Source organism: Veillonella parvula, assembly GCF_024461875.1.
GTDB lineage: Bacteria > Bacillota > Negativicutes > Veillonellales > Veillonellaceae > Veillonella > Veillonella parvula_I.
The window spans coordinates 440,816-466,937 of sequence record NZ_JANGAL010000001.1 but is presented as its reverse complement, the minus strand read 5'-3'; the positions used below and the strand labels follow the sequence as shown (position 1 = coordinate 466,937).

Annotated in this window: 21 protein-coding genes; 1 reads left to right on the top strand and 20 read right to left on the bottom strand. The window is 36.7% G+C overall.

The window, feature by feature from the left end:
- Window positions 1-84: 84 nt before the first annotated feature.
- Window positions 85-909: a prolipoprotein diacylglyceryl transferase gene (gene lgt / locus NE668_RS02145; RefSeq protein ID WP_004695902.1), complete on the top strand. Its 825-nt coding sequence runs from the start codon at window positions 85-87 to the stop codon at window positions 907-909.
- Between the two features lie 101 nt (window positions 910-1,010).
- Here lgt and trmFO read toward each other — a convergent pair whose 3' ends face one another.
- From trmFO to NE668_RS02045, 20 genes are all read right to left on the bottom strand, one after another.
- Window positions 1,011-2,327 carry a methylenetetrahydrofolate--tRNA-(uracil(54)-C(5))-methyltransferase (FADH(2)-oxidizing) TrmFO gene (gene trmFO / locus NE668_RS02140; RefSeq protein ID WP_227036970.1) on the bottom strand — a complete coding sequence of 439 codons (1,317 nt, stop codon included), beginning with the start codon at window positions 2,325-2,327 and terminating at the stop codon, window positions 1,011-1,013.
- Window positions 2,320-4,692: a type I DNA topoisomerase gene (gene topA / locus NE668_RS02135; protein ID WP_227036971.1), complete on the bottom strand. Its 2,373-nt coding sequence runs from the start codon at window positions 4,690-4,692 to the stop codon at window positions 2,320-2,322. Before topA ends, trmFO begins: the two co-directional genes overlap by 8 nt.
- Window positions 4,682-5,908 (bottom strand): DNA-processing protein DprA, encoded by a 1,227-nt coding sequence (dprA, locus tag NE668_RS02130; protein ID WP_227036972.1) that lies wholly within the window; start codon window positions 5,906-5,908, stop codon window positions 4,682-4,684. Before dprA ends, topA begins: the two co-directional genes overlap by 11 nt.
- Before the next feature lie 106 nt (window positions 5,909-6,014).
- A complete protein-coding gene (locus NE668_RS02125; protein ID WP_227036973.1) occupies window positions 6,015-7,712 on the bottom strand; it encodes a YifB family Mg chelatase-like AAA ATPase in 1,698 nt (565 codons plus the stop codon).
- 12 nt (window positions 7,713-7,724) lie between these two features.
- Window positions 7,725-8,123 carry a YraN family protein gene (locus tag NE668_RS02120; RefSeq protein ID WP_004696986.1) on the bottom strand — a complete coding sequence of 133 codons (399 nt, stop codon included), beginning with the start codon at window positions 8,121-8,123 and terminating at the stop codon, window positions 7,725-7,727.
- Window positions 8,124-8,443: 320 nt separating this feature from the next.
- Window positions 8,444-9,241 (bottom strand): ribonuclease HII, encoded by a 798-nt coding sequence (gene rnhB, locus NE668_RS02115; RefSeq protein ID WP_227036974.1) that lies wholly within the window; start codon window positions 9,239-9,241, stop codon window positions 8,444-8,446.
- Complete coding sequence (ylqF, locus tag NE668_RS02110) at window positions 9,234-10,139, bottom strand: ribosome biogenesis GTPase YlqF (protein WP_227036975.1); 906 nt, start codon at window positions 10,137-10,139, stop codon at window positions 9,234-9,236. Before ylqF ends, rnhB begins: the two co-directional genes overlap by 8 nt.
- A gap of 184 nt (window positions 10,140-10,323) precedes the next feature.
- Entirely contained in the window at window positions 10,324-10,665 is a 342-nt protein-coding gene (rplS, locus tag NE668_RS02105; protein ID WP_004695921.1) for a 50S ribosomal protein L19, read from the bottom strand.
- A 142-nt stretch (window positions 10,666-10,807) separates the two neighbouring features.
- On the bottom strand, window positions 10,808-11,194 hold the full coding sequence (locus NE668_RS02100; RefSeq protein ID WP_024061633.1) for a MarR family winged helix-turn-helix transcriptional regulator: 387 nt from the start codon (window positions 11,192-11,194) through the stop codon (window positions 10,808-10,810).
- Window positions 11,195-11,360: 166 nt separating this feature from the next.
- Window positions 11,361-13,412, bottom strand: coding sequence for a glycine--tRNA ligase subunit beta (gene glyS / locus NE668_RS02095; protein WP_227036976.1), 2,052 nt, complete (start codon window positions 13,410-13,412; stop codon window positions 11,361-11,363).
- Between the two features lies 1 nt (window position 13,413).
- Complete coding sequence (glyQ, locus tag NE668_RS02090; protein WP_060919832.1) at window positions 13,414-14,289, bottom strand: glycine--tRNA ligase subunit alpha; 876 nt, start codon at window positions 14,287-14,289, stop codon at window positions 13,414-13,416.
- Between the two features lie 300 nt (window positions 14,290-14,589).
- The gene (locus NE668_RS02085) at window positions 14,590-15,126 is read right to left on the bottom strand and encodes an immunity protein YezG family protein (protein WP_227036977.1); all 537 of its coding nucleotides are present in this window, start codon (window positions 15,124-15,126) and stop codon (window positions 14,590-14,592) included.
- A gap of 8 nt (window positions 15,127-15,134) precedes the next feature.
- Window positions 15,135-15,626, bottom strand: a complete 492-nt coding sequence (locus tag NE668_RS02080; RefSeq protein WP_227036978.1) for an immunity protein YezG family protein — start codon at window positions 15,624-15,626, stop codon at window positions 15,135-15,137.
- Window positions 15,604-20,616 (bottom strand): DNA/RNA non-specific endonuclease, encoded by a 5,013-nt coding sequence (locus NE668_RS02075; protein WP_227036979.1) that lies wholly within the window; start codon window positions 20,614-20,616, stop codon window positions 15,604-15,606. Before NE668_RS02075 ends, NE668_RS02080 begins: the two co-directional genes overlap by 23 nt.
- Window positions 20,617-20,658: 42 nt before the next feature.
- Entirely contained in the window at window positions 20,659-21,978 is a 1,320-nt protein-coding gene (locus NE668_RS02070; RefSeq protein WP_227036980.1) for an amidohydrolase, read from the bottom strand.
- A 132-nt stretch (window positions 21,979-22,110) separates the two neighbouring features.
- The gene (locus NE668_RS02065) at window positions 22,111-22,572 is read right to left on the bottom strand and encodes a hypothetical protein (RefSeq protein WP_004695934.1); all 462 of its coding nucleotides are present in this window, start codon (window positions 22,570-22,572) and stop codon (window positions 22,111-22,113) included.
- Entirely contained in the window at window positions 22,565-23,368 is an 804-nt protein-coding gene (locus NE668_RS02060; protein ID WP_227036981.1) for a DUF3100 domain-containing protein, read from the bottom strand. Before NE668_RS02060 ends, NE668_RS02065 begins: the two co-directional genes overlap by 8 nt.
- Before the next feature lie 96 nt (window positions 23,369-23,464).
- Window positions 23,465-23,989: a hypothetical protein gene (locus NE668_RS02055; protein ID WP_227036982.1), complete on the bottom strand. Its 525-nt coding sequence runs from the start codon at window positions 23,987-23,989 to the stop codon at window positions 23,465-23,467.
- A 65-nt stretch (window positions 23,990-24,054) separates the two neighbouring features.
- On the bottom strand, window positions 24,055-24,759 hold the full coding sequence (recO, locus tag NE668_RS02050) for a DNA repair protein RecO (RefSeq protein ID WP_077708455.1): 705 nt from the start codon (window positions 24,757-24,759) through the stop codon (window positions 24,055-24,057).
- Entirely contained in the window at window positions 24,746-26,077 is a 1,332-nt protein-coding gene (locus NE668_RS02045) for a hemolysin family protein (RefSeq protein WP_227037155.1), read from the bottom strand. The genes recO and NE668_RS02045 overlap by 14 nt, the downstream gene beginning before the upstream one ends.
- Between the last annotated feature and the right edge of the window lie 45 nt (window positions 26,078-26,122).

Here is a 26,122-nt window from a genome sequence, read left to right as displayed (position 1 = left end):
TCATCTCTTTTCTTGCATGAAGGATATATGTAATTTATAATTTAATCTATGTACTAATAAAAATTATCATATAAGGAGTTTTGTATGCATCAATATTTATTTTTCATAGGGGACTTCCCTATTAGAGCCTATGGTACCATGTTAGCTTTGGCTATCATCTGTGGTGCCTCTGTTGCCTATGTACTTTTGAAAAAGGATGGCCGCGGATGGCATGAACACATCATCGACTTTTCCATTACTGTTGCCGTAGCTGGTCTCATCGGTGCTCGCCTATGGGATGTCTTTTTCTTTGATTGGGATTATTACGGTAATCATTTATTGGAAATTCCCTTTGTTTGGCAAGGAGGCATGGCCATTCAAGGTGGCGTAGTACTAGGCACAATTGCGGGTTATTGGTATCTTCGTAAAAACAAGATTGACTTTTGGGCTTTTGCCGATTTATTTGCCCCTGCATTGATTTTGGCTCAATCCGTAGGTCGTATGGCAAACCTTTTAAACGGTGATGCTTTTGGTCATCCTACGGGCGGTAATTATGGTATTATCTATCCTGAAAGTACCCTTGCATACCGCACCTACGGTAATCAACCACTATGGCCTGCCGAAGTATGGGAAGGTCAAATAGATATTCTTATCTTTGTGGCCCTTCTATTATTTGGATCTTTTAAGCATGCTAAGGGTCAGGTATTCGTACTATATGCCATTCTCTATTCTACGGCTCGCTTCTTCTTAGAGTTCTTGCGTGGCGATTACGTAAACGTAACGTTAGGTCTAAAATCTGCTCAAATGACGAGTTTAATAGCAATCATTGTCGGTATCTGTGTATTCATCTATCTAGGCTATCTAGAAAAGAAAAATCAAAAGGTACTTGTTGCTATAGAACCAACAGTAAAAACTAAAAAACGTAAATAAATTACATATAAAAAGAAAAGTCCTTCATTCATTGGTTTTACCATTGTATGTAGGACTTTTACTATTTTTTGAAATAAAACTATTTCTTAAAAGGCTATTTCTTATAAATTTTCTTTAGCTTTTAGAGCTTCCAGTTCTTCTAAAGCACGATTAGCAATCAGTGCATTTTTTTCTTTTTTCTTACGTACTTTTTGAGGCCACGACTCCATAATGCCAAAGTTGACATTCATTGGTTGGAAGTTAGAGCCTTCGTAATTAGAAATATAGTGGCTAAGAGAACCAATAGCCGTCGTCTTAGGGAATTCAATAAACGGTTGTTCCTCTAAGTAACGGTCTACTTGTAGGCCTACCATGAGACCGCTAGCAGCAGACTCCAAGTAGCCTTCTACACCTGTCATTTGACCAGCAAAGAATAGACGTGGTTCTTTTTTTAGTTGGAATGCGTGATTTAACAAATCAGGAGAATTGATATATGTATTGCGATGCATAACACCATAACGAACAAATTCTGCATTTTCGAGTCCTGGAATCATACCGAATACACGCTTTTGTTCGCCCCATTTTAAATGAGTTTGGAAGCCTACCAAGTTAAACATGGTGCCTTCCTTATTTTCCTTACGCAATTGTACCACTGCGTAAGATTCCTCATTGGTACGTTTATCCACTAAGCCTACAGGCTTTAATGGTCCATAACGTAATGTATCTTCACCACGGCTTGCCATGATTTCTACGGGCATACAGCCTTCAAAGTAGATTTCTTTTTCAAAATCCTTTGGCTGTACGGCTTCAGCTGTTGTAAGCTCATGCCAGAACGCTTTATATTCCTCTTCTGTCATAGGACAGTTAAGATAATCCGCATCGCCTTTGTCATAACGAGAAGCAGCAAAAACTTTATCGTAGTTTAAAGATTCAGCCGTTACGATAGGTGCAGCAGCATCGTAGAAGTAAAAGCCTGTTTCACCAGTTAAGGCTTTAATCTTATCTCCTAATGCTTCAGACGTAAGTGGACCAGAAGCAAAGATAACAGTTCCCTCTGTAGGAATCTCAGTTACCTCTTCGTGATGAACTGTAATATTAGGATGGCTCTTTATCTTCTTCGTCACCATTTCACTAAATAAATGACGATCAACTGCTAATGCACCACCGGCAGGTACAGCAGTTGCATCGGCACATTCCATAATGATAGAACCTAAACGACGCATTTCTTCTTTCAAAAGGCCTACCGCATTTTCAATATTACCAGCACGCAACGAGTTACTACATACGAGCTCTGCAAATTGATCTGTTTGGTGCGCCGGAGAACTCTTCACAGGGCGCATTTCATATAAGTCTACATGAATACCTCGGTTAGCGAGTTGCCAAGCCGCTTCGGAGCCTGCAAGGCCTGCACCAATAACAATAACATTTTTATTATTCAATTGTAGTTTCCTCTTTTTTAGCTTTACTAGACTTTTTAGATTCTTTTACAGGTTCTTCACTAGCTTCGCTCTTTTTCTTTCTTGTTTTCTTTGGTGGTCGAGTCGGACAAGTTTCATTGGAACAGAACTTTTTAACTGTACCATTTTTATATGTCTTTTCAACCATTATAGAACCACATGTTTCACAGAAATCATGGGTTGGCTTATCCCATAGTGTAAAGTCACATTGTGGGTATCGATTACAGCCATAGAAAATGCGTCCACGACGAGACTTACGTTCTATGATTTCCCCTTCTTTACATTTAGGACATGTTACACCAGTTCCTACTGTAATAGGTTTAGTGTTTTTACATTCTGGAAAATTAGAGCATGCTAAGAACTTACCGTATCGACCAAATTTATATACCATTGGACTATGACAAAGTTCACATATCTCATCGCTTTCCATAGATGCAATTTCAATGCGCTCTACATCACTTGCATCCTCTAGTTCTTGCGCAAAGACCTCGTAGAAATCAGATAATACTTTTACATACGTATCCTTACCAGATGCGATAGCATCAAGTTCTTCTTCTAAATCACGGGTAAAACCAGTATTGATGATTTTTTCAAAATATGTAATCAAGAAGTCTACCACTACAAAGCCTAGCTCAGTAGGCACGAATTGTTTATTCGTATTTTCCACATAGTTACGGCTTACGATAGTATCTAGAATTGGTGCATATGTACTAGGGCGACCAATGCCAAGTTCTTCTAATGTCTTAATGAGACTCGCCTCGGAGTAACGTGGAGGTGGTTGTGTAAAATGTTGTTCAGGCAATACCTCTACCGTATGGGCAGCATCATTTTTTTTCAGAGCTGGCAATTGAGGTGCATCCTCTTTTTTCACATCTTCATAAACAGCACTGAAACCTGGGAAGATAACACGAGAGCCAGTTGCTTTAAAGGTATAGTCATCTTTAACATTCAACTCAATCGTTGTGGATTCATTTTGTTGAGGCGCCATTTGGCTCGCCATAAAACGATTCCAAATCAACGTATATAGCTTAAGTTCATCGCGACTCAAGAATGGTTCCACCATTTTAGGTGTTAACTCGAGAGATGTAGGACGAATCGCCTCATGCGCATCTTGTGCAGAACCTTTAGAACCGTACACATTTGGTTTAGATGGATAATATTCCTCCCCATAGTTACGAAGAATAAAGTCCTTAGCCATAACTTGCATCTCTTTAGAAATACGCGTAGAGTCTGTACGCATGTACGTAATCAAACCTACGTGGCCATAGGAGCCAATTTCTAACCCTTCATATAAATGTTGGGCAATCATCATCGTACGCTTAGCACCAAAGTTCAATTTACGCACGCCGTCTTGTTGCAACGTAGATGTTGTAAACGGAGGTGCCGCTTTACGAGAACGTTTGCGCTTTTCAATATTTGTCACTACTGCATCTTCACCGCCAATAGCATCTACTATGGCTTGTGCATCGCTTTCAGTAGTAATATCGATTTTCTCGCCTTTAATATGTGTCAATTCCGCTGTGAAAGCCTCTTTTTTAGGCGTTTCAAAATTACCTTCAATGGTCCAATATTCTTGTGGTACGAAGGCTTGAATTTCGCGCTCTCGCTCACAGATGAGTCGAACCGCAACGGATTGCACACGACCTGCACTGAGGCCTTTACAAACCTTTTTCCATAATAAAGGACTCAATTTATAGCCTACGATACGGTCTAATACACGGCGTGCTTGTTGAGCATCTACCATGTTCATATCGATAGTACGTGGAGAACCTAATGCTTCTGCTACCGCATTTTTAGTAATCTCATTGAACGTAATACGGCATGTAGATGTAGGATCTACATTTAGAATGTACGCTAAATGCCAAGAAATAGCTTCCCCTTCACGGTCAGGGTCAGTTGCGAGCAATACGGCACTGCTTTCATCAGCATAAGAAACTAGTTCATCAATAACCTTTTTACGTGTTACCAAATTACTATAGCGCGGCGTGAAATCATGCTCTATATCGATGCCCATTTGAGATTTAGGCAAATCTCGTAAATGGCCCATACTCGCTTTTACCACATAGTTAGGACCTAAGAATTTTTCAATTGTTTTAGATTTAGCAGGAGACTCTACGATTACTAATACTTTGCCATCAGGATTATATACGCGAGGTTCGCGTTGCTCCGGTGGCACTGAAGTTTGTAGTACAGATTTATCCCGTACAATCCCCATTGGAGTAAGGGCTTCCTTAGCTACCTTACGCTTTATCGTAGTACTTTCTTTCTTAGTATTTTTCTTTTCTGTATCATTACTAGTACTAGCTGCTTTCGGCTCGCCAATAACGATAGATCGTTTAATGGACAAGTATATCACTCCTAGTCATATTAATATAGCCTCTCGGCGGATGATTCTCTATAGCCCCTTCCATTTCTAACTCTAGTAATAAGGGCTGTAGTTGTTGTAATGGAATACGAGTAGCTTTCAAAATATCACTAACCGTAATACATCGATCATGAGGTATTTCACTCAATATTACACTCCTATCCACATTAAAGCTTAACATAGAGCACCCTTTTCTATCAACACTTTGACTATGATTCCCTATTTGAACGCTATCTTTTACACCTTTATTTTCATTATTCCTTGTTGGTAAAAATTTTTGTTCACTAGAAAAATATTCCCGCAATGTTAAATGATATTGTTCAACTATATCCTCATACCCAGTAAGTACATATGCACCATTTCTCATTAGAAATTTATTTCCATCAGCCGTATGGTCTAATAGATTACATGGTACCACAAATACATCTCGACCTTCACTAACCGCCATATCTGCCGTAATCAAAGAACCACTACTGGACTTGGCCTCCACTACGATAACACCTCTGCATAATCCACTAATAATACGATTCCGTGCTGGGAAATGTTTTGCGGACGGCGGTGTACCCGGCGGGTATTCGGATAGAAGTAACCCATTATTTTGTAACATACGATCAAATAATTTTGCATTTTCTCGAGGATAGGTAATATCTAAACCACAACCCATAACAATGATTCCATACCCCTGACTAGCTAGAAGGCCTTCATGACCATGTGAGTCTATACCACGGGCCCCACCGCTAACAATAATGGTACTGTATTTACCTAATTCTTTGCCGAGCATTCTCGCCACATTCCGGCCATATAAGGAGCAACTCCTTGCTCCAACAATAGCAATGCGATTTAATCGTCCATCTAAGAGTGCCCGATTACCTCTCATAAATAAAATGGCTGGCGGATTGTATATATGATTTAAGATAGACGGAAAGTCTTTGTCTAAAAAGGTAGTAAAATCCATCTGGTATTCGTCTACTTTATGGATAATATACTCTAATTTTTCATCTTTAGCCGATGCTGAAATGGCACGTTTATCAGATGCAGAAATATATGTATAAGATTTTAAGTTTTCTACATTCTTAATAGCTTGCCACGCATCATAAGGGGATCCAAAATCCTCTATAAAACGCCTTACATATGTGGCTCCAACATTGTATAAGCTTTGTAATCCTGCAATATAAATATTGTCATCGTATCTAATCATATAAACACCTAGTAATTCTTTCTATGTATATAATCATTAATTTTATATAGAATCAAACAACTACTTTTAGCAAATAAACAACTACTAAATTTATGAGATAAATACTTTATTTGCCAGTTCTAAATAACATTGCTTCAGAAATATGATGTGGTTCTACTTTTGGATTTTCTTCTAAATCAGCAATTGTACGAGCCACCTTTAATATGCGATCAAAAGCTCGCCCACTTAAATGAAAATGGTCAAATATATTGCCTAAAACACTCCAAGCCTTATCTGTAATATTGCATAGTTCACTAATTGCCTTATGAGGAACTGCTCCATTCGAATTAAAGTCAAAACCTTCATATCGTTTCTGTTGCATAGCAGTGGCCATGATAACTTGTTGTCTCATACTTTCACTCGTCATATTTGAAGATGATGTATCTAACAGCTGTTCAAGGGTCGGTCTCTCAACGGGAATATGCAAATCAATACGATCCATAATCGGCCCTGATAACCGTTGCTGATAGTTTTTAACCATCGTTTCTGTACAGACACATTCCTTATGAGGATCATGGTAATACCCACAAGGACAAGGATTGGCCGCAAGAATACAAATAAAATTAGCTGGATATATATAATTTCCTTGAGACCGATTTATAGTAATCGTTCTAGACTCTAAAGGCTGTCGTAATGCATCGATTACTTGGCGTTGAAACTCAGGCGCTTCATCCATAAATAATACGCCTCCATGAGCTAATGTTACCTCTCCAGGACGTCCCTGTATCCCTCCACCGACCATACTAGCCAAAGTTGCTGTATGATGAGGATGTCTAAAAGGTCTAGATTTCACTAGCCCATTATCACCTAGTAAACCTATTACATCTTGTATACGACTCACTTCAACAATTTCATTCCAAGTCATAGGAGGCAATATGGTCGGCAATCGTTCGGCCATCATCGTTTTACCCCCACCTGGAGGCCCTATCATAATACAATGATGATGACCTGCAGCACTGATGAGCATTGCTCGTTTTCCTAACTCTTGACCTTGTACATCGCCAAAATCAACTGTATATATTTGATTAGACTTTATAGTTATACTTTCATCCGTAACAGACATATCAACACAATTATTACTAATCATAGTTACTTGCGGTTTGCTGATTGTATCTACATTTTCATTATTGCCAGTTAATGGCATAGACTCTAGAGTTGATTTATTGGTATTATGTTTATCTACATGTTCTGTTTTGATACTTATTTGTTTATTTTTATCAACTACCTTTGGCTTAATTTGTTCCTCTAAAATAGTAATAATTTCTTGTAATGATGATCCACCATATATGGTTAAATTAGGAATAGACTGTAGCACTTTACCATTTGCAATACTTGTATAAACTGTTGAATAGTTAGCATCTAATCCTGCTAGCGACATAGCTAAAGTCCCAAAGGTTGGTAATAGCGAACCATCTAACGCTAACTCTCCCATAAACAAACTCTTATCAAATAAAGCCGAAATCTTTGCTTTACGCCCCTTTATCTGTCCTGATGCAAGCAGAACCCCTAAAGCAATAGCTAAATCGAGTCCAGCGCTACTTTTACGAATTGTAGCCGGAGCTAAATTGACTACGATGCGTCTCATTGGAAATTCGTATCCACTATTTTTAATGGCCGCTCGTGCCCGTTCACGAGCCTCTTTAACCGATTGATTAGGTAGTCCAACGATATCAAAGACCGGCAAACCTTGTGATATATCGACCTCTACAGTAATGATGCATCCATTAATGCCGTGTAAGGTGGCTCCATATAATTTTGCGTACATAAACAGACCTCACTAAAAACACTGTGGTAAATAATGAATAGAACTTTGAAAGTCCTCGTGCAAATACACCTCTATTACATCAAAGGATATTTCCTTCCAACGGCGCTTTTTTTGATTTAAATCATATAGAAACAACATAGCAGCTCGTTTAATATGCTTTTGTTTTTTCTTGGTAACTGCCTCACGTGCTAGTCCATGTTGCATACCTCGGCGAGCTTTAATCTCTATAAAATGATAGACTAAATCACGTTTAGCAATGATGTCTATTTCGCCTAAACGGGTTCGATAATTTGTATCTACTACAGTAAGTCCCATTTTTTCAATATAATTGGTAGCTACTCGTTCTCCCCATTTGCCCAGTTCTTTTGAATCGAGTTCATTAAATGCTTTACCAGTACTAATCGTTTTCATATATACCTCCTAATATGGTGTATCTGCAACAACAACTCATAGAATTTAATATCTATACTATATTAATCTTTCAACAGGTAATACTTACTTGTAGCGTAAATTATGGAGGTTACAAAAGTAAATACAAAAGAGGTTCCTAATAGTCACATAGGTGACCAATAGGAACCTCTTTACGGTTATAAACTATATGCAATTTATAATGATAATACGAATAAAACTAATATAACTAATATAACTAATATAACTAATACAACTATAAGACTTAACTTAATAGTCGAATCATAAAATAAACCTATTACCCATATATAAATAAATAAGATTTACTCAGGTTTAACCCAACGCACAATAGATTTAACAGGCTCAAAGCTCTTGCGGTGAAGCGGTGTTACCCCTTGTTGCTCCACAGCTTCTTTATGTAACTCCGTATAATAACCTTTATGAATACCGAAGCCATAACCAGGATATTCATCATCAAGGCTCTTCATATATCGATCTCGCGTAACCTTTGCAATAATGGATGCAGCAGCAATATTAGCGCTTTTGCTATCACCTTTAATGATGGATTCAACGGGAATCCTCAAATCAGGCAATTTCATAGCATCAGCTACTACTGCTTCAGCTGGTACGCTGAGCATACGAATGGCCTCATACATCGCTTGTCGCGTTGCTTCATAAATATTGAGTTCATCAATCTTTTCTGGACCGTAGGAAATACAGCTAACAGCAACGGCTTCGTCCATGATGATATCATAGAGTGCTTCCCGTTTTTCCTCTGTTAGTTTTTTAGAGTCATTGAGCCCCGGAATTAATGTCATAGGTGGCAAGATAACAGCAGCTACCGTTACAGGGCCCGCAATAGGGCCACGCCCCACTTCATCGACTCCAGCCACATGATAGATACCTTGATCATAGAACATGCCTTCATAGTCATACATACCCATGAGGCGTTGCTGTTCTTTTAACTCTTTTTCTTGACGCTTAATATAAGAAGCAGCCAATTTCTGTACAGAACTACGAGTATCCTCTTGAGCAAAAGACAAAATTTCTAAAGCTTGTTCAGTTTGAAAGAGAGCTTTAATATCTGCTACTTTTAACTTAGAAAATATATCCTTATCCATTATGACTCTCCTCACCATCTGCAGGGTAGTACGGTTCTTCATCAACTTGATCGAGAGTAATTGTACCTAACTTAGTATTGCGGTAGTCTTGCAAAATAATACGGCGAGCCTTGTCAAAATCTACAATGCCACCGCTTACAAGACAACCTCGACGACGTCCGATGCTTTCAAGAATCGTATCAACATCGGTCATCTCTTCTTCTTTTAATTTATAACGCTCTACCAAAATATTTGGCGTGTTCGTCAATAAGTAATTTAATAGCTGTTTTATAACATGCTCTAAATCATAAACATCATCGGAAATGGCACCTGTCATAGCGAGGCGAGCCGCTGCACGTTGGTCTTCTAATTTTGGCCATAATACACCTGGTGTATCAAGCAATTCAAGATTTTTACCGATTTTAACCCACTGTTGACCACGTGTATGACCTGCCTTATTAGCTGTACGCGTTGCAGCAGAACCAGCTAAAGAGTTAATCAATGTAGATTTACCAACATTAGGAATGCCTAAAATAATAGTCCTAACAGAACGACTGCGAATCCCCTTCGCTACCCAACGCTCAATGATAGGTTTACTTAGACGTTCTACGGTAGATAATAATTTTTTATTGCCTTTGCCAGATTTAGAATCGATAGCCAATACTGTAATGCCTTGTTTAGTAAAGAATTCAGTCCATTCCTTTGTGGCTTTAGGATCAGCTAAGTCAACTTTATTTAACAGTACAATATGTGGTTTTTGTCCAACGAGTTCAAGGATTACAGGATTCGCACTAGAGCGAGGAATACGCGCATCTAATAACTCGATAACAACATCTACCTTCTTGATATACTCTGTAATCATACGAGTAGCTTTCGCCATATGCCCAGGGAACCAATGTACGATAGGTGAATCTGCCATTTTATATCCTTTCTATATACTTTATATACATCTCATAGAGATACTTAGTATATTTTATATTTATCTTTTTACAGCTCTATATTCCTCTATTATAACTCTTTAAATCATAGAATAATAAAATAGAACTATTCATATCTAATCTTAGCAAAAATAAAAGGCTGCCAACGGCAGCCTTTTATGAACATTAGCGTTTTTCGCGAATACGAGCAGCTTTACCAGTAAGGTTACGTAAGTAGTACAATTTAGCACGACGAACAACACCACGGCGCATAACTTCGATTTTAGCTAAACGTGGGCTGTGAAGTGGGAATGTACGTTCTACACCTACACCGGATGCAATACGACGAACTGTAAAAGTTTCACGTACGCCACCGTTTTGACGTTTGATTACCAAACCTTCGAACACTTGGATACGTTCACGAGTACCTTCCACTACTTTTACGTGTACGCGAACTGTGTCACCAGCGCGGAAAGTAGGGATGTCTGTACGAAGTTGTTCTTGTTCAAGTACGTTAATAATGTTCATTGTTTCCTCCTGTTTGCAGACATTCAATACCTACACCTTATAGGCAGCGGACTGTCTCAAATTAACAGCAATATAGTATCATAAATCACGTACTGTTAGCAAGTATTTTCTATATTATTTTAATAATCCAAATATTTACGTATTATTTACGTATAATTGGTCGTTTTAACTTACCTAATAAGCGGTATAAATTCTCCTGTTCTTCATCCGATAAATCAGAGAACATTACATTAAGAAATTCGTTATATGTATGTAAAAGAGTTTTGCCTAACCGTTTCCCCTCATCTGTTAAAGTAACTACAGATATACGTTTATCCATATAATCAATATGTTTTGTAACATATCCCAATTCAATGAGAATATCTGTCTGCTCCGACACAGTAGCAGGACGCATATTTAGAGCATCTACTAACTGCTTCTGTGATGCTCCTTGGGAACGCATATATAATTCAATAATAATTCTATCACGAGACTTTTCTTTGCCGCTTGGCACCTTACATAAGGCTTTATATAATTCATCATGATTCATAATCATCTATCTCCTCATACAACTTTGTATATTATAAAGTATTCGTCATAGTCTCTAAAAATCCTGCATAAAATTTGCATATTCTTCGTAAAAGCAAAAAAGAGATACGCACGGTACCTCTTCTCCTGTATATCATTGTAAAATTTTTAAGTTTTACTGAAATATGTTATTTTAATGCGCTAATATCGCCAATAATAGCCATTACACTGTATGCTAAACGAACGAGTTGTAGACGGTTTGCTTTAATAGCTTCATCTTTATCCATAACCATTACATCTTCAAAGAATTTGTTGATGGCTGGAACTAAAGTAGCTGGAACAGCCACGACTGCATCATAATCGCCAGCTTCCCAAGCAGCACTACTCGCTTCAGATGCTTTAGTAGCAGCTTCAAACAATTCTTTTTCAGCATCTTCTTTCAACAAATCGCTATTAACACCAGTATATTCCACATCTTTTACAAGATTGTACATACGAGTATAAGCTTGAACAAGTTCAACGTTTTCATCGATGCGATTAGCTAACAATGCATTTACAAGACCTTCAGCATCAGCAACGGATAATTCGTTGTTAGATAACAATAAGTCAATTACATGATGAGGAACTTCGCGATCAAGGAAGATATTTTTCAAACGAAGCGTGAAGAACTCTTCTACTTGGCCAAGCAATTCGTCTTGTTTTTCAGCTGGTACATTAAGCAATTCCATAGATGCTTTGAAGATTGGACGTAAGCTGATATTCCATTCACTACCAAGCAAGATGTTTAAGATACCAATTGTTTGACGGCGCAATGCATATGGATCTTGAGAGCCTGTAGGGATTAAACCACGGCTGAAAGTGGCAACGATGTTATCTACTTTATCGATGATGGACAATACTTTACCTGCTTCAGTTTGAGGCAATACATCGCCTGCAAAACGTGGTAAATATTGTTCGAAAATAGCTTCTGCTACTTCAGGAGATTCACCATCAAGTAAAGCGTATTCTTTACCCATTACACCTTGTAATTCAGTGAATTCTGTAACCATACCAGTTGTAAGGTCGGTTTTAGCAAGCTCTGTAGCACGTTCTAACACAACAGCTGCGTCCTCGTGTAACCCACATTCTTTACCAAATACACGGCCCAATTTAAGTAAACGTTCAGTTTTATCCGCTAAGTTACCAAGACCTTCTTGGAATACAATTTTAGTCAAACCATCTTGACGGTCGATAAGAGGTTTCTTGCGGTCTTCGTTAAAGAAAAATTTAGCATCATCAAGACGTGCACGCAATACACGTTCATTACCAGCTTGAACTACTTCGATAGAATGATCGGAGCCGTTACGAACTGTTAAGAACATTGGCAACAATTTGCCGTCTTGGTCAACTAATGGGAAGTAACGTTGATGGTCTTTCATAGGTGTAATGATAGCTGCATCTGGAAGTGCCAAGTAGGACTCTTCAAAGCCACCACACAATGCTGTAGGCCATTCAACAAGATAGTTGATTTCTTCTAACAAATCATCATCCCAAACGATGGATGCATTTTTAGAAGCTGCCATGTCATGTAATTGTTTGGAAATCAATTCACGACGTGCGTCTTGATCAACCATAACAAAGTTTTCTTTTAATGTGTCTACATAGGATGATGCATTTTTGATAGTGATTTCATCAGCACCTAAGAATCGATGACCACGTGTTACATTACCAGATTTAACAGTAGCAAATTCTACAGGAATTACTTCTTCATCAAGTAATGCTACAAGCCAACGTACAGGACGTACGAACTTAGCATCTAAATTACCCCAATGCATGGATTTAGGGAAGTTAAGACCTGTAATTAATTGTGGTAACATATCTGTTACGATATCTTTTGCAGGTACACCAGCAGTTTTAGTTTCAGCATAAATATAGCCGTCTTCTACAACTAGGTTAGCTACATCAAGACCTTTACCACGAGCAAAACCGATAGCTGCTTTTGTAGCATTGCCGTCAGCATCATATGCGATAGACGCAGAAGGACCTTTATGACGTTCACTGATTTCAGCAGATGTGTCAGCAAGACCTTTCACAATAAGAGCCAAACGACGTGGTGTGCCGTATGTTGCGATGCTTTCAAAAGGAAGATGGGCATCATTTAATTTTGTTTCAGCCAATTGTTTCAATTGACCTAAGATATTTGGCATAAAGCCGGCAGGAATTTCTTCTGCACCGATTTCAAATAATAAATCTTTTGCCATCTTATTTATCTCCTTTCAAAAGTGGGAAACCTAATTCTTCGCGTTTAGCGAGGTATTGTTGTGCACAAATACGAGCTAATGCACGTACGCGACCGATGAAAGCAGTACGTTCGCTGATAGAAATAGCACCACGGGAATCAAGCAAGTTGAATGTGTGGGAACATTTCAATACATAGTCATAAGCTGGTAATACATAACCGGCTGCACAAACGCGTTTTGCTTCTGCTTCGTACATATCAAACAATTTGAAAAGCATATCTGTATCTGCTAATTCAAAGTTATATACGGATTGTTCAACTTCGTTGGCATGCCAAACGTCACCATATGTAACATTTTCATTCCATTTAAGGTCATATACGTTTTCTACACCTTGAATGTACATAGCCAAACGTTCTAAACCGTATGTAATTTCTACGGAAACTGGTTTACAGTCGATGGAACCAACTTGTTGGAAATATGTGAATTGAGTTACTTCCATGCCATCGAGCCATACTTCCCAGCCAAGGCCCCAAGCGCCCAATGTTGGAGATTCCCAGTTATCCTCTACAAAACGGATATCGTGATCTTCAGCATGAATACCAAGAGTAGCCAAAGATTGTAAATACAATTCTTGAATATTATCTGGAGATGGTTTTACGATTACTTGGAATTGATGATGTTGGAACAAACGGTTAGGGTTATCACCATAACGACCGTCTGCTGGACGACGAGAAGGCTCTACATAACATACAGCCCATGGTTCAGGACCAATAGCGTGTAAGAATGTAGCAGGATTCATTGTACCTGCACCCTTTTCGATGTCATATGGATTTTGAACGATACAACCTTGATCGCTCCAGAATTTTTGTAGATTTAAAATAATCTCTTGAAATGTCATTGCTGCCTCCACTTTACACAACCGACATAAAATCAACCATTTCGTTACAAACAAAAAGTCCCTGTAACGAAAAACGTTACAGGGACGAGTATACCCGCGGTTCCACCCTATTTGGCTTGCGCCCTCTTTTTTCTATGTTGGCCTTTACTAACAGATACCTGCTTTCCTGCCAATGCTCTGCAGCGCCTTCAACCAAATGTGAGCTTACACCATCCTCACTCGCTAGAGAGGTTTACTACTCTGCTTCATCGCATATATTATACACAATATTGTAGCAATATAGAAGGATGAATGTCAAATCTACTTTACTAAACAAGTAAATGTATTTTTCTCATATTCTTCAAAATAAATATCTATATCGTCTATATTTTCATCGTAGCCAAAATTAATTTCGACTTTTCCCTCATTTGTAACACTAATTGTAATAGAAGAAGGTGGATGCATATTCCCAGATTTAAAATGAATATATAACTCACGAATACATTGAGCCATATCCATACTGCCCTCGATATAGTTCTCTAGATCAATTCCTGGATTTGATAAAAGTTGACCAGAGTAAGCAGTCCCATCTGAATTCGTATAATAAAATCTACATTCAACAGATTCTTCATTAGGAACCCCATGTAAAAATACAACATGCCAATCGTCACTATCAAGCATTTGATATAGTACAGTTGCACTTTTCTTGATTAAATCATTTGTATGTGCATGCCATACATCCATATCAACCTCCATTGATTCCTTGCTTAAAGAATCTTCTTGTACAGTATTCGCTTCTATAGAATTATCTATTTCTTGTTTAGTTTTTCCAAGTATATTTTTTAATACGTTTTTCATATAACTCCTTATTTTATATTTACAAACGGGTTACCTGGTGGTTGTTTTAATAATTTATTCTTTTCTTTATCTTCAAGAATCCAAAGATTATCAGTAAGCCCCAAAGTTAGATATTCCCATTTTACAATCTCTTCTAAATCATATTTTTGATTAAAGTCACCATACTGAAATGAAAGCTTAATCCTTAAAGAGTCATCAACAATAATATTCATTATATTCCATAAATAGTCTTTGTTTATGCCATTATTTGAAAACGAGAATATTAAATGTAATAGTTCATCCCAATATACTTCTAGTAAAGTATTATCAGAATTCTTTAAGAATCGATAACTATCTATAAGCTCATTTCCTTTTACGATATATAAACTCATTCTAGTATTTCCATAATCTTTATCTATTTCAGCATGAAAATATAATTTCTTCCAATTAGCACAAGTTGAATTAGCTATATTAATAATGTAATTCCATATAGTATTACTATTTCCTGACATTATTGACATTAGGTACCTCCACTTTAGGCATTTCCTTACCATCTATTTTATAAATAATTTCAAATCTATCAGGTCTCAAGCTATTTTCAATATAATTTAGTTTTATATCAACAAATACCTTCTTTCCTTCTTCTAGAGCTTTAGCCCACATATTTTCAAGTTTTTTATATGCTCCTTGATTTAATTCTGCTGACATTGCAACAAGATTATCTAGATTTCCAGAACCACCAAACTGGTGCCCTATAAGATGTCCACCATGGTCACCACGGTTACCAGAAGATGCTTTTATTCTATCTTCTCCTCCAGCTTTCAGCTGTGCAGAATTATTTCTTTTAATATTTTCTTTTACTACTTCAGATGGTATCCGCAAGTCACCTTTCGCAGAGATAATTCGCCCCATAGAATCAGTTTCATATTTATAACCATTAGACTCATAAACTATATCAGGCTTAAGAGTACTCTTAGTTTTACTTGAAAATTGATCTCCATTAGTATACACAGGTTTTGAGATATTTTCTAGCTCTAAATCTTTGGCTCTATTAAGTTTTGTGGTTTTAGATGATACTTTGATATTTTGATTTATTTGCTTTTTAGCTTTATCAATATTAGTTTTTTCACTAATATTATTTTCTATAGATTTTCTTGTATTTCTCTGAGGATTAACGTCAGATTTATTTACATGTATTGTAATAGCATCTGCTTCTACCATTACAGTTTTTCCATCTACAGACTTAATGTTTTTTGCTTTAGGTATATTAACAGATTCTTTAACTATTACTTTTTCAAGATTTTTGCGCTCAATATCGACAACATTATTTATAAGATCAATATCATCTGTTAACTTACTAGCCCAGTGTACATTTGAAACATTTTTTCCATTTATAACTTCATTTCTAATGACTTTAACCGGTGTACTAATTTTTTTTATCGTATTAGATAAAGCAGCTAGTCTTGGAGCTGACTTAGTAATAGCTGTTTTTGCTAATCCTCCAGGCATAGGAATTAAAGATATAGCAAGATCTCCTGTAAGTTCACCAGTAATACGTCCTTTTTCTAATTTAGAAACATTAGGATCTGTCAATTTGTTATAATTGCTTTTAATTGAATCCCAAATTGCAGGTGGAATTTTTTTTATAAGTTCTGGGTTATCTTTTATTATATTAAAAGTAAATATTACGTCCTCTTTAACCTTTTCCGGATTATCATAAATTTTTTTAATTAAATCTACATTGCTATCGATCCATCTATCTACTCCAGATATAAAGCCCGCTTTAAAGGTATCTTCTTTCCCATATAAAGATAATGGTCGAATAGCCTCATTATCTCCTGGAATAAGATTTAATTCTTTCCATAATATATCATCACCACCAAAATAGGTTGATACTTTCGAATTTTCTCTTATTCCAATTGAAGTAAAGTTTCCATCAATCTTTTTTTTAGTTGATAATATTGGCTTACCGTTTTTATCCAAAGCAAAATAATAATCTTGTCCATTATTTGGATCATCTGGATTTTCCTCCCACGCAATAATGCTAGAGATATGCTCAAATAATAAGATATCAACCAACTTACCATGTTTATATTGATAAAATTTACCATCTTTTAAAATTATTTCACCATCAAAATATCTTCTATGCCCATATCTATTATGTTCAATTGAATAATATTGTTGAGATAATGCTGTATCTTTATCTAAACCTAATAGTTTTCCAACACTCGAGACAACAACATATTCTATGGCTCTTCTTGCAGATTCATTTTTAATATTTTTTAAAATAGCTTTTAAGCCATCATCACTTACACCACCAACAGCTCCTGAAGTGAAATTACTCCCAGAATACTCAGCAATAATACCTCCTCCAATTGCATGTAGTAGCATTTTGTATTCTCCTCCATCTGCCCATTTTCTTCGTTCCGCATCTGAAGAAGTCTTATGTTCCATATGATAAGCAATATCACCAATACTCTTATTAAGTAAAATACTTAATTTATCAACTAAAATTTCCTTTTCTTCTATTTCTTTTTTATCAAAAATTTTATCTAGTTGATTAAGACTTTTACTTATATCTGTATAGATTTCATCCCCAACCATTTTTTTTACATCAATTTTATTACCTGTAATTACTGAATGTGTAATACTAGATTCATTGCCTGTTAGCCCTTGTCTAGTATTTTTATTAATTAAAGGAATTATATTTAATGTACCTTGTTTATCAAGAGACTTTTTAGAAGAATCTATTCTAATTGAAAAACCATTTTTCTTAGAATGATAAAAAGCTTCATTTTTAATATCTTTACTATATATCTTTTTGGACTTAATAACACTATTCTTTTGGTTGTCACTTATCACTCCCCCAACAAGTGAGGTAATATTTTCTACATCAACATTATATCCACTATCACCTGCATATATGCCAGCCTGATCTGTAACACTTGCATAGTGACTGTCTGTAGTGCCTCTAGAATTATCAAATCCAACTCTTACAGATCCACTCATTCCATAAGATACAGATATACCTTTATTTTTACTTATTTTATGGTAGTCATTCGTATCTTGTAAACTTTCAATATTCAAATTATGTCCAACTTTTGTGGTCACACTTTCACCAATGACCTTAGAACCAATAATTTCTGTATCATTTCCAGAGACAGTATTGACTTGTTTACCACGAATAACAGTTCCAGTATGCGTCTTAGTTGTCTCTAATGCATTTTCTTTACCTTTATACACATTAGCATCTAAACCAATAACACCATTACCGTGAGGACTAACTATGGCACCAACAGACCATCCTGAACTTGTATATGTATCGCGTTGTACTAAAGAGTTCGTTCCTGCATCTATACTTAGGTTATTTGATGCATTTAGATTAACCTTTGGAGCCTCTACAATACTACCTTTAATATGAATATTTCCTTTGTCACTATTATGACTATCTGCAGTAATACTTACATTATTTTTGCTCCCTATAGAACTACCTATATAATTTTCTTGATTAAGTTCGCTATGCTGTTTAAATTTACTTGAACCAATACCTACTTGTATATTGAGTAAACGATCTTTTTTAATTCTATTATTTACATTATTAATCGCTGTTCTTACATCTGGATGCATAGCATTGCTCTCTTCAGGATGTTCTGCCTGATATGCTTTATTAAGTTCATCAGCCTTAGCAAGTATATCTTTTTCTTTTTCTAAAAGCTTTTCTATCTTAGCATTTTTATAAGAAGTCCCATCATTATAAGCATGTTTTAAAGTATTTGCAGCCTCAAGATACTCTAATGTTGATAAGTTTCTATTTTTTCTAGAGTTAGCGCGTTTACCAAGTTGCTGAACATTATTTAATTCATTAACAATCTGACCGCCAACACTTACAGTAAGGCCGGAACGCTTCTCTTCATGACTTTGCACTACATGTACAGTATTATGCTTCCCATCAACAATTACATTTTGAGCAGAAAGATCTGCAGGTTGATTACTAAAATAGTTTGTCGTAGTACTATGAATTTCATTACCTGCCTTAACATTAATCTCTCCATCTGAAGAAGCAATATTACTTGCAACTTGATTTTTATATCTGCCATCTGTTGTATCAGTCACTTTTTTACTACCAATAGTAAAGCCTATCCCAGCGCCCATTAAGCCAGATTTTTTACTATATTGATATACATCATCACGTTGTGTTTCTTCACCTGAATCTGTACGCACGTCATTACCTGCAGATACGGATACATCTTTTGTTCCCAAAATATTAGAACCTGTTACCGAAACATTGCGATTAGCTTTCACATTAATCGTATCTCCACCAATTGTTGAAGATAAAACACCTGTGCGTTCATGATCTGTACGTATGATATTAGTTGTACGAGATAGTAAACTCTTTTCTTTGTATTTTAGACCATATTCATCACGACTATAACTTTGCCCATTTGTAATAGTAACATCATTTCCAGCTTCAACAGATGTGACACCATGTTCACTATTAACAATACCATTGCGGATATTTACATCATTTCCTGCATGTAAATTAACATTACTATCACTTAAAATAGCTGTACCTAATTCAGTACGACGATCTGTGCGATTATAATTCTCACTATTAACAGTCATATCCTTTTTAGCGGATAATGCCTCTGTTGTTACATTAATATTATGGCCAGCCTCAATCGTTGCTTTAGAATTATCTCCAGTATGAACAATAGCACCTTTAAGGTTAATATCTCGTTTAGCAGATAAAACTAAATCGCCTTTTTCTCCTACACCTATAGTTCCTTGGCGACCAACAATATCTTGATGTTGTAATCTATTTACATGAGCACCTACATTAATATCACGACCAGCATTAATATTAACCTGTTTCTCACCATGAATATTACCAGTATTTATTACGTCTTGAGATGCCTTAATAGTCACTGTACGTCCATCTATACGGCCTGTATTTTCTACATCATTAGCCCCTAATACAATTGTATCTGCAGTCATAATGCCTTGATTTAGAATATCTGTATTAGTATTGCTAACGATAGCTTTGCCACTTATAATACCCCCCATTGCATCCATAGATTTAGCAGTCTGTTTGGCTAAATACACTTTAGGATACAAAACTTGTTGCGCTTTTCCATCTACTATAACGGTTTTAGTTTCCAACCAAACCATATCTGTTGTTATAGCGTCCATTTGCTCTTTAGATAAAGCAATTCCAGGTGTTAATTTAAAAGCTTTACCAAAAGCTACACCAGCCTCTAATAATGCTTTATATTCAGCTTCATTATCTGTATAACCTTCTAAATACTGTTTACCTGTAGCTGATACAATTTGCTCATTAATAAGTTGCTGTTCATAGAATCCATCACCTAAGCGTTTGAATCTTCTTTCAGGATTATTTGTCAACGCATCAATCATAAATTGAGAGGATAAAAAATTCTTTCGATTAGTAAAAGCAGGGTCAGTCTCTATCAAAGCATTAGCCGTAATAGAGAGTTTAAACTGTAAAACCACCTACCAAAGATAAATCAATTTATCTTCGATAGGTGGTTTATTTTATTCACCCCTAGCGATACGGTCTAAGAGTTCAATATAGCTTTCTTTGTTTAATGCTGGTGTAAAGTTGTCTAATACATCTTTAGCACCTGCTGCGTCATCGTATAATAGATCCACGATTGTCATAGCTAAGGCTTGTGCTGTTTTAATGTACGCTACATCAGGTACAGAGATTTCATATTCCGCACTGTGTAGTACACCACTGATACAGCCAACCCAAGGGTGGATAACCGGCATCAGGTGAGATACATCGCCCATGTCTGTACTAGCTGTTATATGTGGGCCTTGATATACATTGGCTTCACCAAAGATAGGGTTTGAATTTTCTCGTAATAGAGCATTCATACGTTCATCATTACGCATCGGTAAATAGCCTGGTAGGTCATGGATAACACATGTTGCCCCTACTGCATCGCCACCGGCTTTTAATGCTCTGTTCACACGATGGTTACCATCTACAATAGCTTCAATATTAGAGGCACGCACGTAGCTTTCAACTTGAACATAATCAGGCACACAGTTTACCAATGTACCGCCTTGATTAATGATTGGGTGGAATCTGAAATAATCGCTTTCTTTGAAAGTTTCACGAATGGAGTTAACCCCCATAACCCCCATCAAAGCAGCATTAAGAGCATTAATGCCTTCATGAGGTGCTTGAGCCGCATGAGCTACCTTACCGTGATATTCAATCAGTTTAGATACGAAACCATTGGAGGTACTACCAAGCCCCATTTCACCAGCTGATGTTTTGGCTGTCTCCACATGCATTTGCATAGCCATATCAATATCGTCGAAAGCTCCTTCATAGATGAGCTGTTGCTTACCACCCATATACTTAAGCTTATCTTGCTCACGCAATTTATTGCGGTAATCAATTTCAATCATTTCCTCTGCCGGAACAGCAAATAATACAACATCGCCAGCTAATTCGTCCATCACAGCTTGTAAACCCATAGCGACAGCAAACATATTCGCAATTTGTACATTATGACCACAGCAATGGGCGGCCCCTGTTAAATCATCGGCACGAGGATGGCGAGGACAGAGAATGGCATCTAATTCCCCCACCATTGCAACCGTATATTTACTATCTCGGCCTTTAATTCTACCTTTTACACCTGTCAATGCATGGCCAGTAGTATAAGAAATGCCAAGTTCATCAAACATAGCTTGAACCTTTTTAGAGGTTTTTACCTCTTTAAAACCCAATTCTGGTTCAGCCATAATAGATTCAGCCAATTCTCGTAAACGCGGTTGTGCATCAACAATAGCTTTACAAACACGTTGCTTTACTTCTTCCTTTGTCATACGGCTCATAATATCTCCTTTATAAAATCGACCGTATAAAATACGGTCGATCATGTCATCATGATGTATAGATATCTTCTAAAATATAATTCTATAATTATATCTTAACATAATTTAGACATCTAACATTATGATTTAGTATTAAATTAAACCTTCTAAATGAAGTACTAATTGGGCTAATGCTGTTGCACAGATGAAAGTACCTGCTGTTACAGCTAGTGCAACAGGAATAATACGCCAAGATAATCGACGGAACGCACCAAGGTCTTTACCTAAGGATAAACCTGCGTACGCAAGTACAGGTGTTGTTGTAGCAAGGAATGTAACTTGGCTAGTTTTAGCGATAATCCATTCTTGGCCAGGCATACCTGGTAAGGATGCAATAACACCAACTAAAGATACCCAGAACACCATAGGCAATTTATTAGCATATGGCAAGTTAGAGATCAAAGCGCCAATTGTAGCAAGGACAGCCAAGATAGCTACGCCAACTAAACTATCACTAAATAGATGTTTACCATCCATTACATTACCTACTGCAGTGATGATAGCAGCAATACAGATAACGATGACAAATTGTGTTAATTTTTCGCTTTTACTCATGATGTGCTGCCTCCTCTGCTAAATCTTGTTCACGGGTACGACCTGTAAAGAAGTTGTATGTTTTTTCCATAACTGGTAAAGAAACAAATAAACCAAAGTATACACCTAGAACAGTAGTCAACAAGTTTGCAGCCCCAGCAAGAGCCATAATTTGTTGTTCGTAATCTGGATATACTGCAATGATTGGAGCTGTAGCTGCCGCCATCATACTAGCACTACCTACGCCAGCGCCCATAGCTAATGCCAATGGATGGAACCAACCAGATTGTGCCAACATACCAGCCAATACGGAGGCCCACATTGCGCCGATAAGAACACCACAGATGTACATGCCCATAACACCACGGCCCTCAGGAGAGCTAAAGCCAAATTTGTCGATAATAATTGCTACGTTCGGCTCACGGTCTACAGAGTAACAAGCACCTACTGCTTCACGACGCATACCTACTAATAAAGCTACAGGTAAACCAAATACAATAGTACCAAAGAAATGACCAAGCTCTTGTAATAACAGTGCCCAGCCAGCACTTGTAAGAATACCAAGATTTGGACCGATACCTAAACCTACTTTTACCATCAAGATCATAACGGCGATACCGATATAATCGGCGGATTTTTCCATCTGTTTAATCGTAAGAATTTTAAACTTAGGAATAGAAATTAATAAACCTAGAATCAATGTGTACAATAATGGCAATAATACAACAGGACCTAGTTTTTTTATGCCTATAAATTCAGCGACTACAGTTAGTACGAGCGCTAGAAAATGTATTTTGAGATTTCCCAAAAGCTGCATAATGACCTCCTATAAAAACATATAATATAACATTATTATATTATAAATAATTATTATTTATAGTGTCAATTACAGATGTACATTTGTCTATTTGAATTATTCTTTTCCAATAATATAAAGACCCTGTTCAGCATCAACTACCTCAATGATAATATTTTCTATCATTGATGGTTTTACTTTATGAAATCTTTGTTCTTCTTCATCATAATAAATGGCCCATTCAGATATAGATGCCGGAATACTGTCACTATCATAATCCTTCCCTCTCCAAATAGCATCATCTCTAAAATAACTTAGTCTATCTTTTACTAATTCTGTATCTAAACAAAATTCACCAGCTAAGCTAACATGATTATCTAATAGAAGATCTCTAACAATGATGGCTTCATATTCCCAACTTAGAAAACATAAATAATCAAAGTATCTAAGTGCTATCTTGTAATCCCAACGATTGTTTAAGACCATCGTTTGATATAATTTATTTACTAACTCATAATCAGAAAATATATAATAATAGTCGTTAGTTAAAAGAAAATTATATATCTGTTGAATTTCTTGTAGTTCTAACGTTTTATCTTCATTTATTTTGTCTATAGGCAACGAAGAAAATATTGTATCCATATAGTACCTCATAATATATTTCAACAAAAGGCAGTTTGATTTCTCAAACTGCCTTTTTACTGTCATTAAATTATGGAATTTAAAAACTTTACGCTTTGCAACGGCTTACCTATTTCTTGCTCGCAGTATGCAAATAGTAGCTTTTCAAGTTCCTTCCAAATTGTTTTGGGAAATTCTAAAGGCGTATCTTCACCCCACTGGTAAGCTAGAATCTGAGGTAATGTAGCTTTCACAGAACGAGAAATGCTAAGATTTGTAGTTTCCCGTACCTGCATCCAGAATGGCTCAATTCCGTCTTGATGGTTAAAAGCATTAGCACTAGGGACAACCCCTGCGAGAGATAATAGTTGCCATCCAAGCATTATCGTTCCCAATTGTACATTGCGACGTCGAATTTGCTTGGAATAGTTTACAACGGTATCAAAGACCTTGCGATCTACGTCATACATGGCAAATAACTCTTGAATGAGCTCACTCGCTACCGCTGCATAAGCAATATTATCGAGGTTTACATCTAAGGATTCCACCACATAGGAGCCATCAATTTGCGTAACATTTACATATTCCCCATCGGGTACAACTGTAATATACATGGCACTAAATGGACGTAAATAGGAGCTGTTGCGCATCGTCATCATTCGCTTATGTGGAATCGATGCTTTAATAAGTCCCAAGCTAGGCGTAATAAATGTAAATACGGAATACAACTTATACTTTTTTCGACTTATGACGATGGCTGGCGTATTAAAACCACCATTAAGCTTCTTCATTTTCTTCTTCCGTTGGTTCCTCTACTGGTATAGGTGTTACTTTAATGCGAGAGATACGATATCCTTGCATTTGAGTAACTTCAAAGGTGTAACCATGAGCATCCACCGTATCACCTACGATTGGTGTACGTTCTAATAAGCCAAAGACATAGCCACCTATTGTATCAGAATCAGAATTATCAATTTCAATATTCATAATTTCTTCTACTTCGTCTACGAGGACCTTGCCATCAAACTCGAAGGAACCATCTGCATAGGACATCGTAGCTGGTAAATGCGGCTCATGCTCGTCTTGTATATCTCCAACTAGCTCTTCTATAATATCTTCTAAGCCTACAAGACCTACCATGCCACCATATTCATCTACTACTACAGCTAGATATATACGGCGCGTTCTCATATATTGCAACAAGGTAGATAATTTCATTACCTCTGGAACAGTAAGAATGTCTCGTTTAATATTGCGCAAATCCTTACGGGCTTGATTAGGGCGTTCCATTAGATCTTTAATATGAACGAGGCCAATAATGTGATCCTTATCCTCTACACAGAGTGGATAACGTGTATGTACTTTAGAGCGGATAACCTTCATCGCTTCATCGTAACCATCTTCAACGAATACGCAGTCTACATCTTGACGAGGCACCATAACCTCTTTCGCCATGCGATCTACGAAGTTAAAGACATTATCGATTAACTCAGACTCTACTTGGTCCAATTGCCCTTCCTCGTGGCTTCGAGAAATCATCATGCGAATTTCTTCTTCTGAGTACACAAGATCAAGCTCTGTTAAATATTTTGTTTTGTAAAAGCCTAAAATAACATTGGAGATTTTACTAGCAATCCAAATAAATGGATACACCAATTTACCTGCAGCCACGACGATACGGCTATAGGTATTTACGTATTTTGTAGGGAAGGATAAGCCCAATGCTTTAGGTACAATTTCACCGAAAATTAGGACGATTAAACTAATTAATAGTAATAGAATAATATCTAGTACCAAATGCATCCAAGTACTATGAATATTAAGAACCGCCACTATACGATCAACAATATTATCAAATACAAAAGTACCTGTGCCTGCAAGGGCCAAAATAAAGAATAGAATCAAAAACTGTGTAGTATTTAAAAAATACTCAGGATTTTGATAAAGCTTTAATAAAAATTCTCTATCCTTCTCCAAGAGGATGTCCATATCCTCTACATGTTCTTTACGAAGGCGTGCAAAGGAGAACTTTGCAACCACAAAAAAGTTAATTAAAAAAATACATAACAGACCAAACCCTATGGGTAACAGGCCATCTACACCATCCATCTTTATTCCTTTCATATGAATATGGAAACACTTATTTCTTTTTAT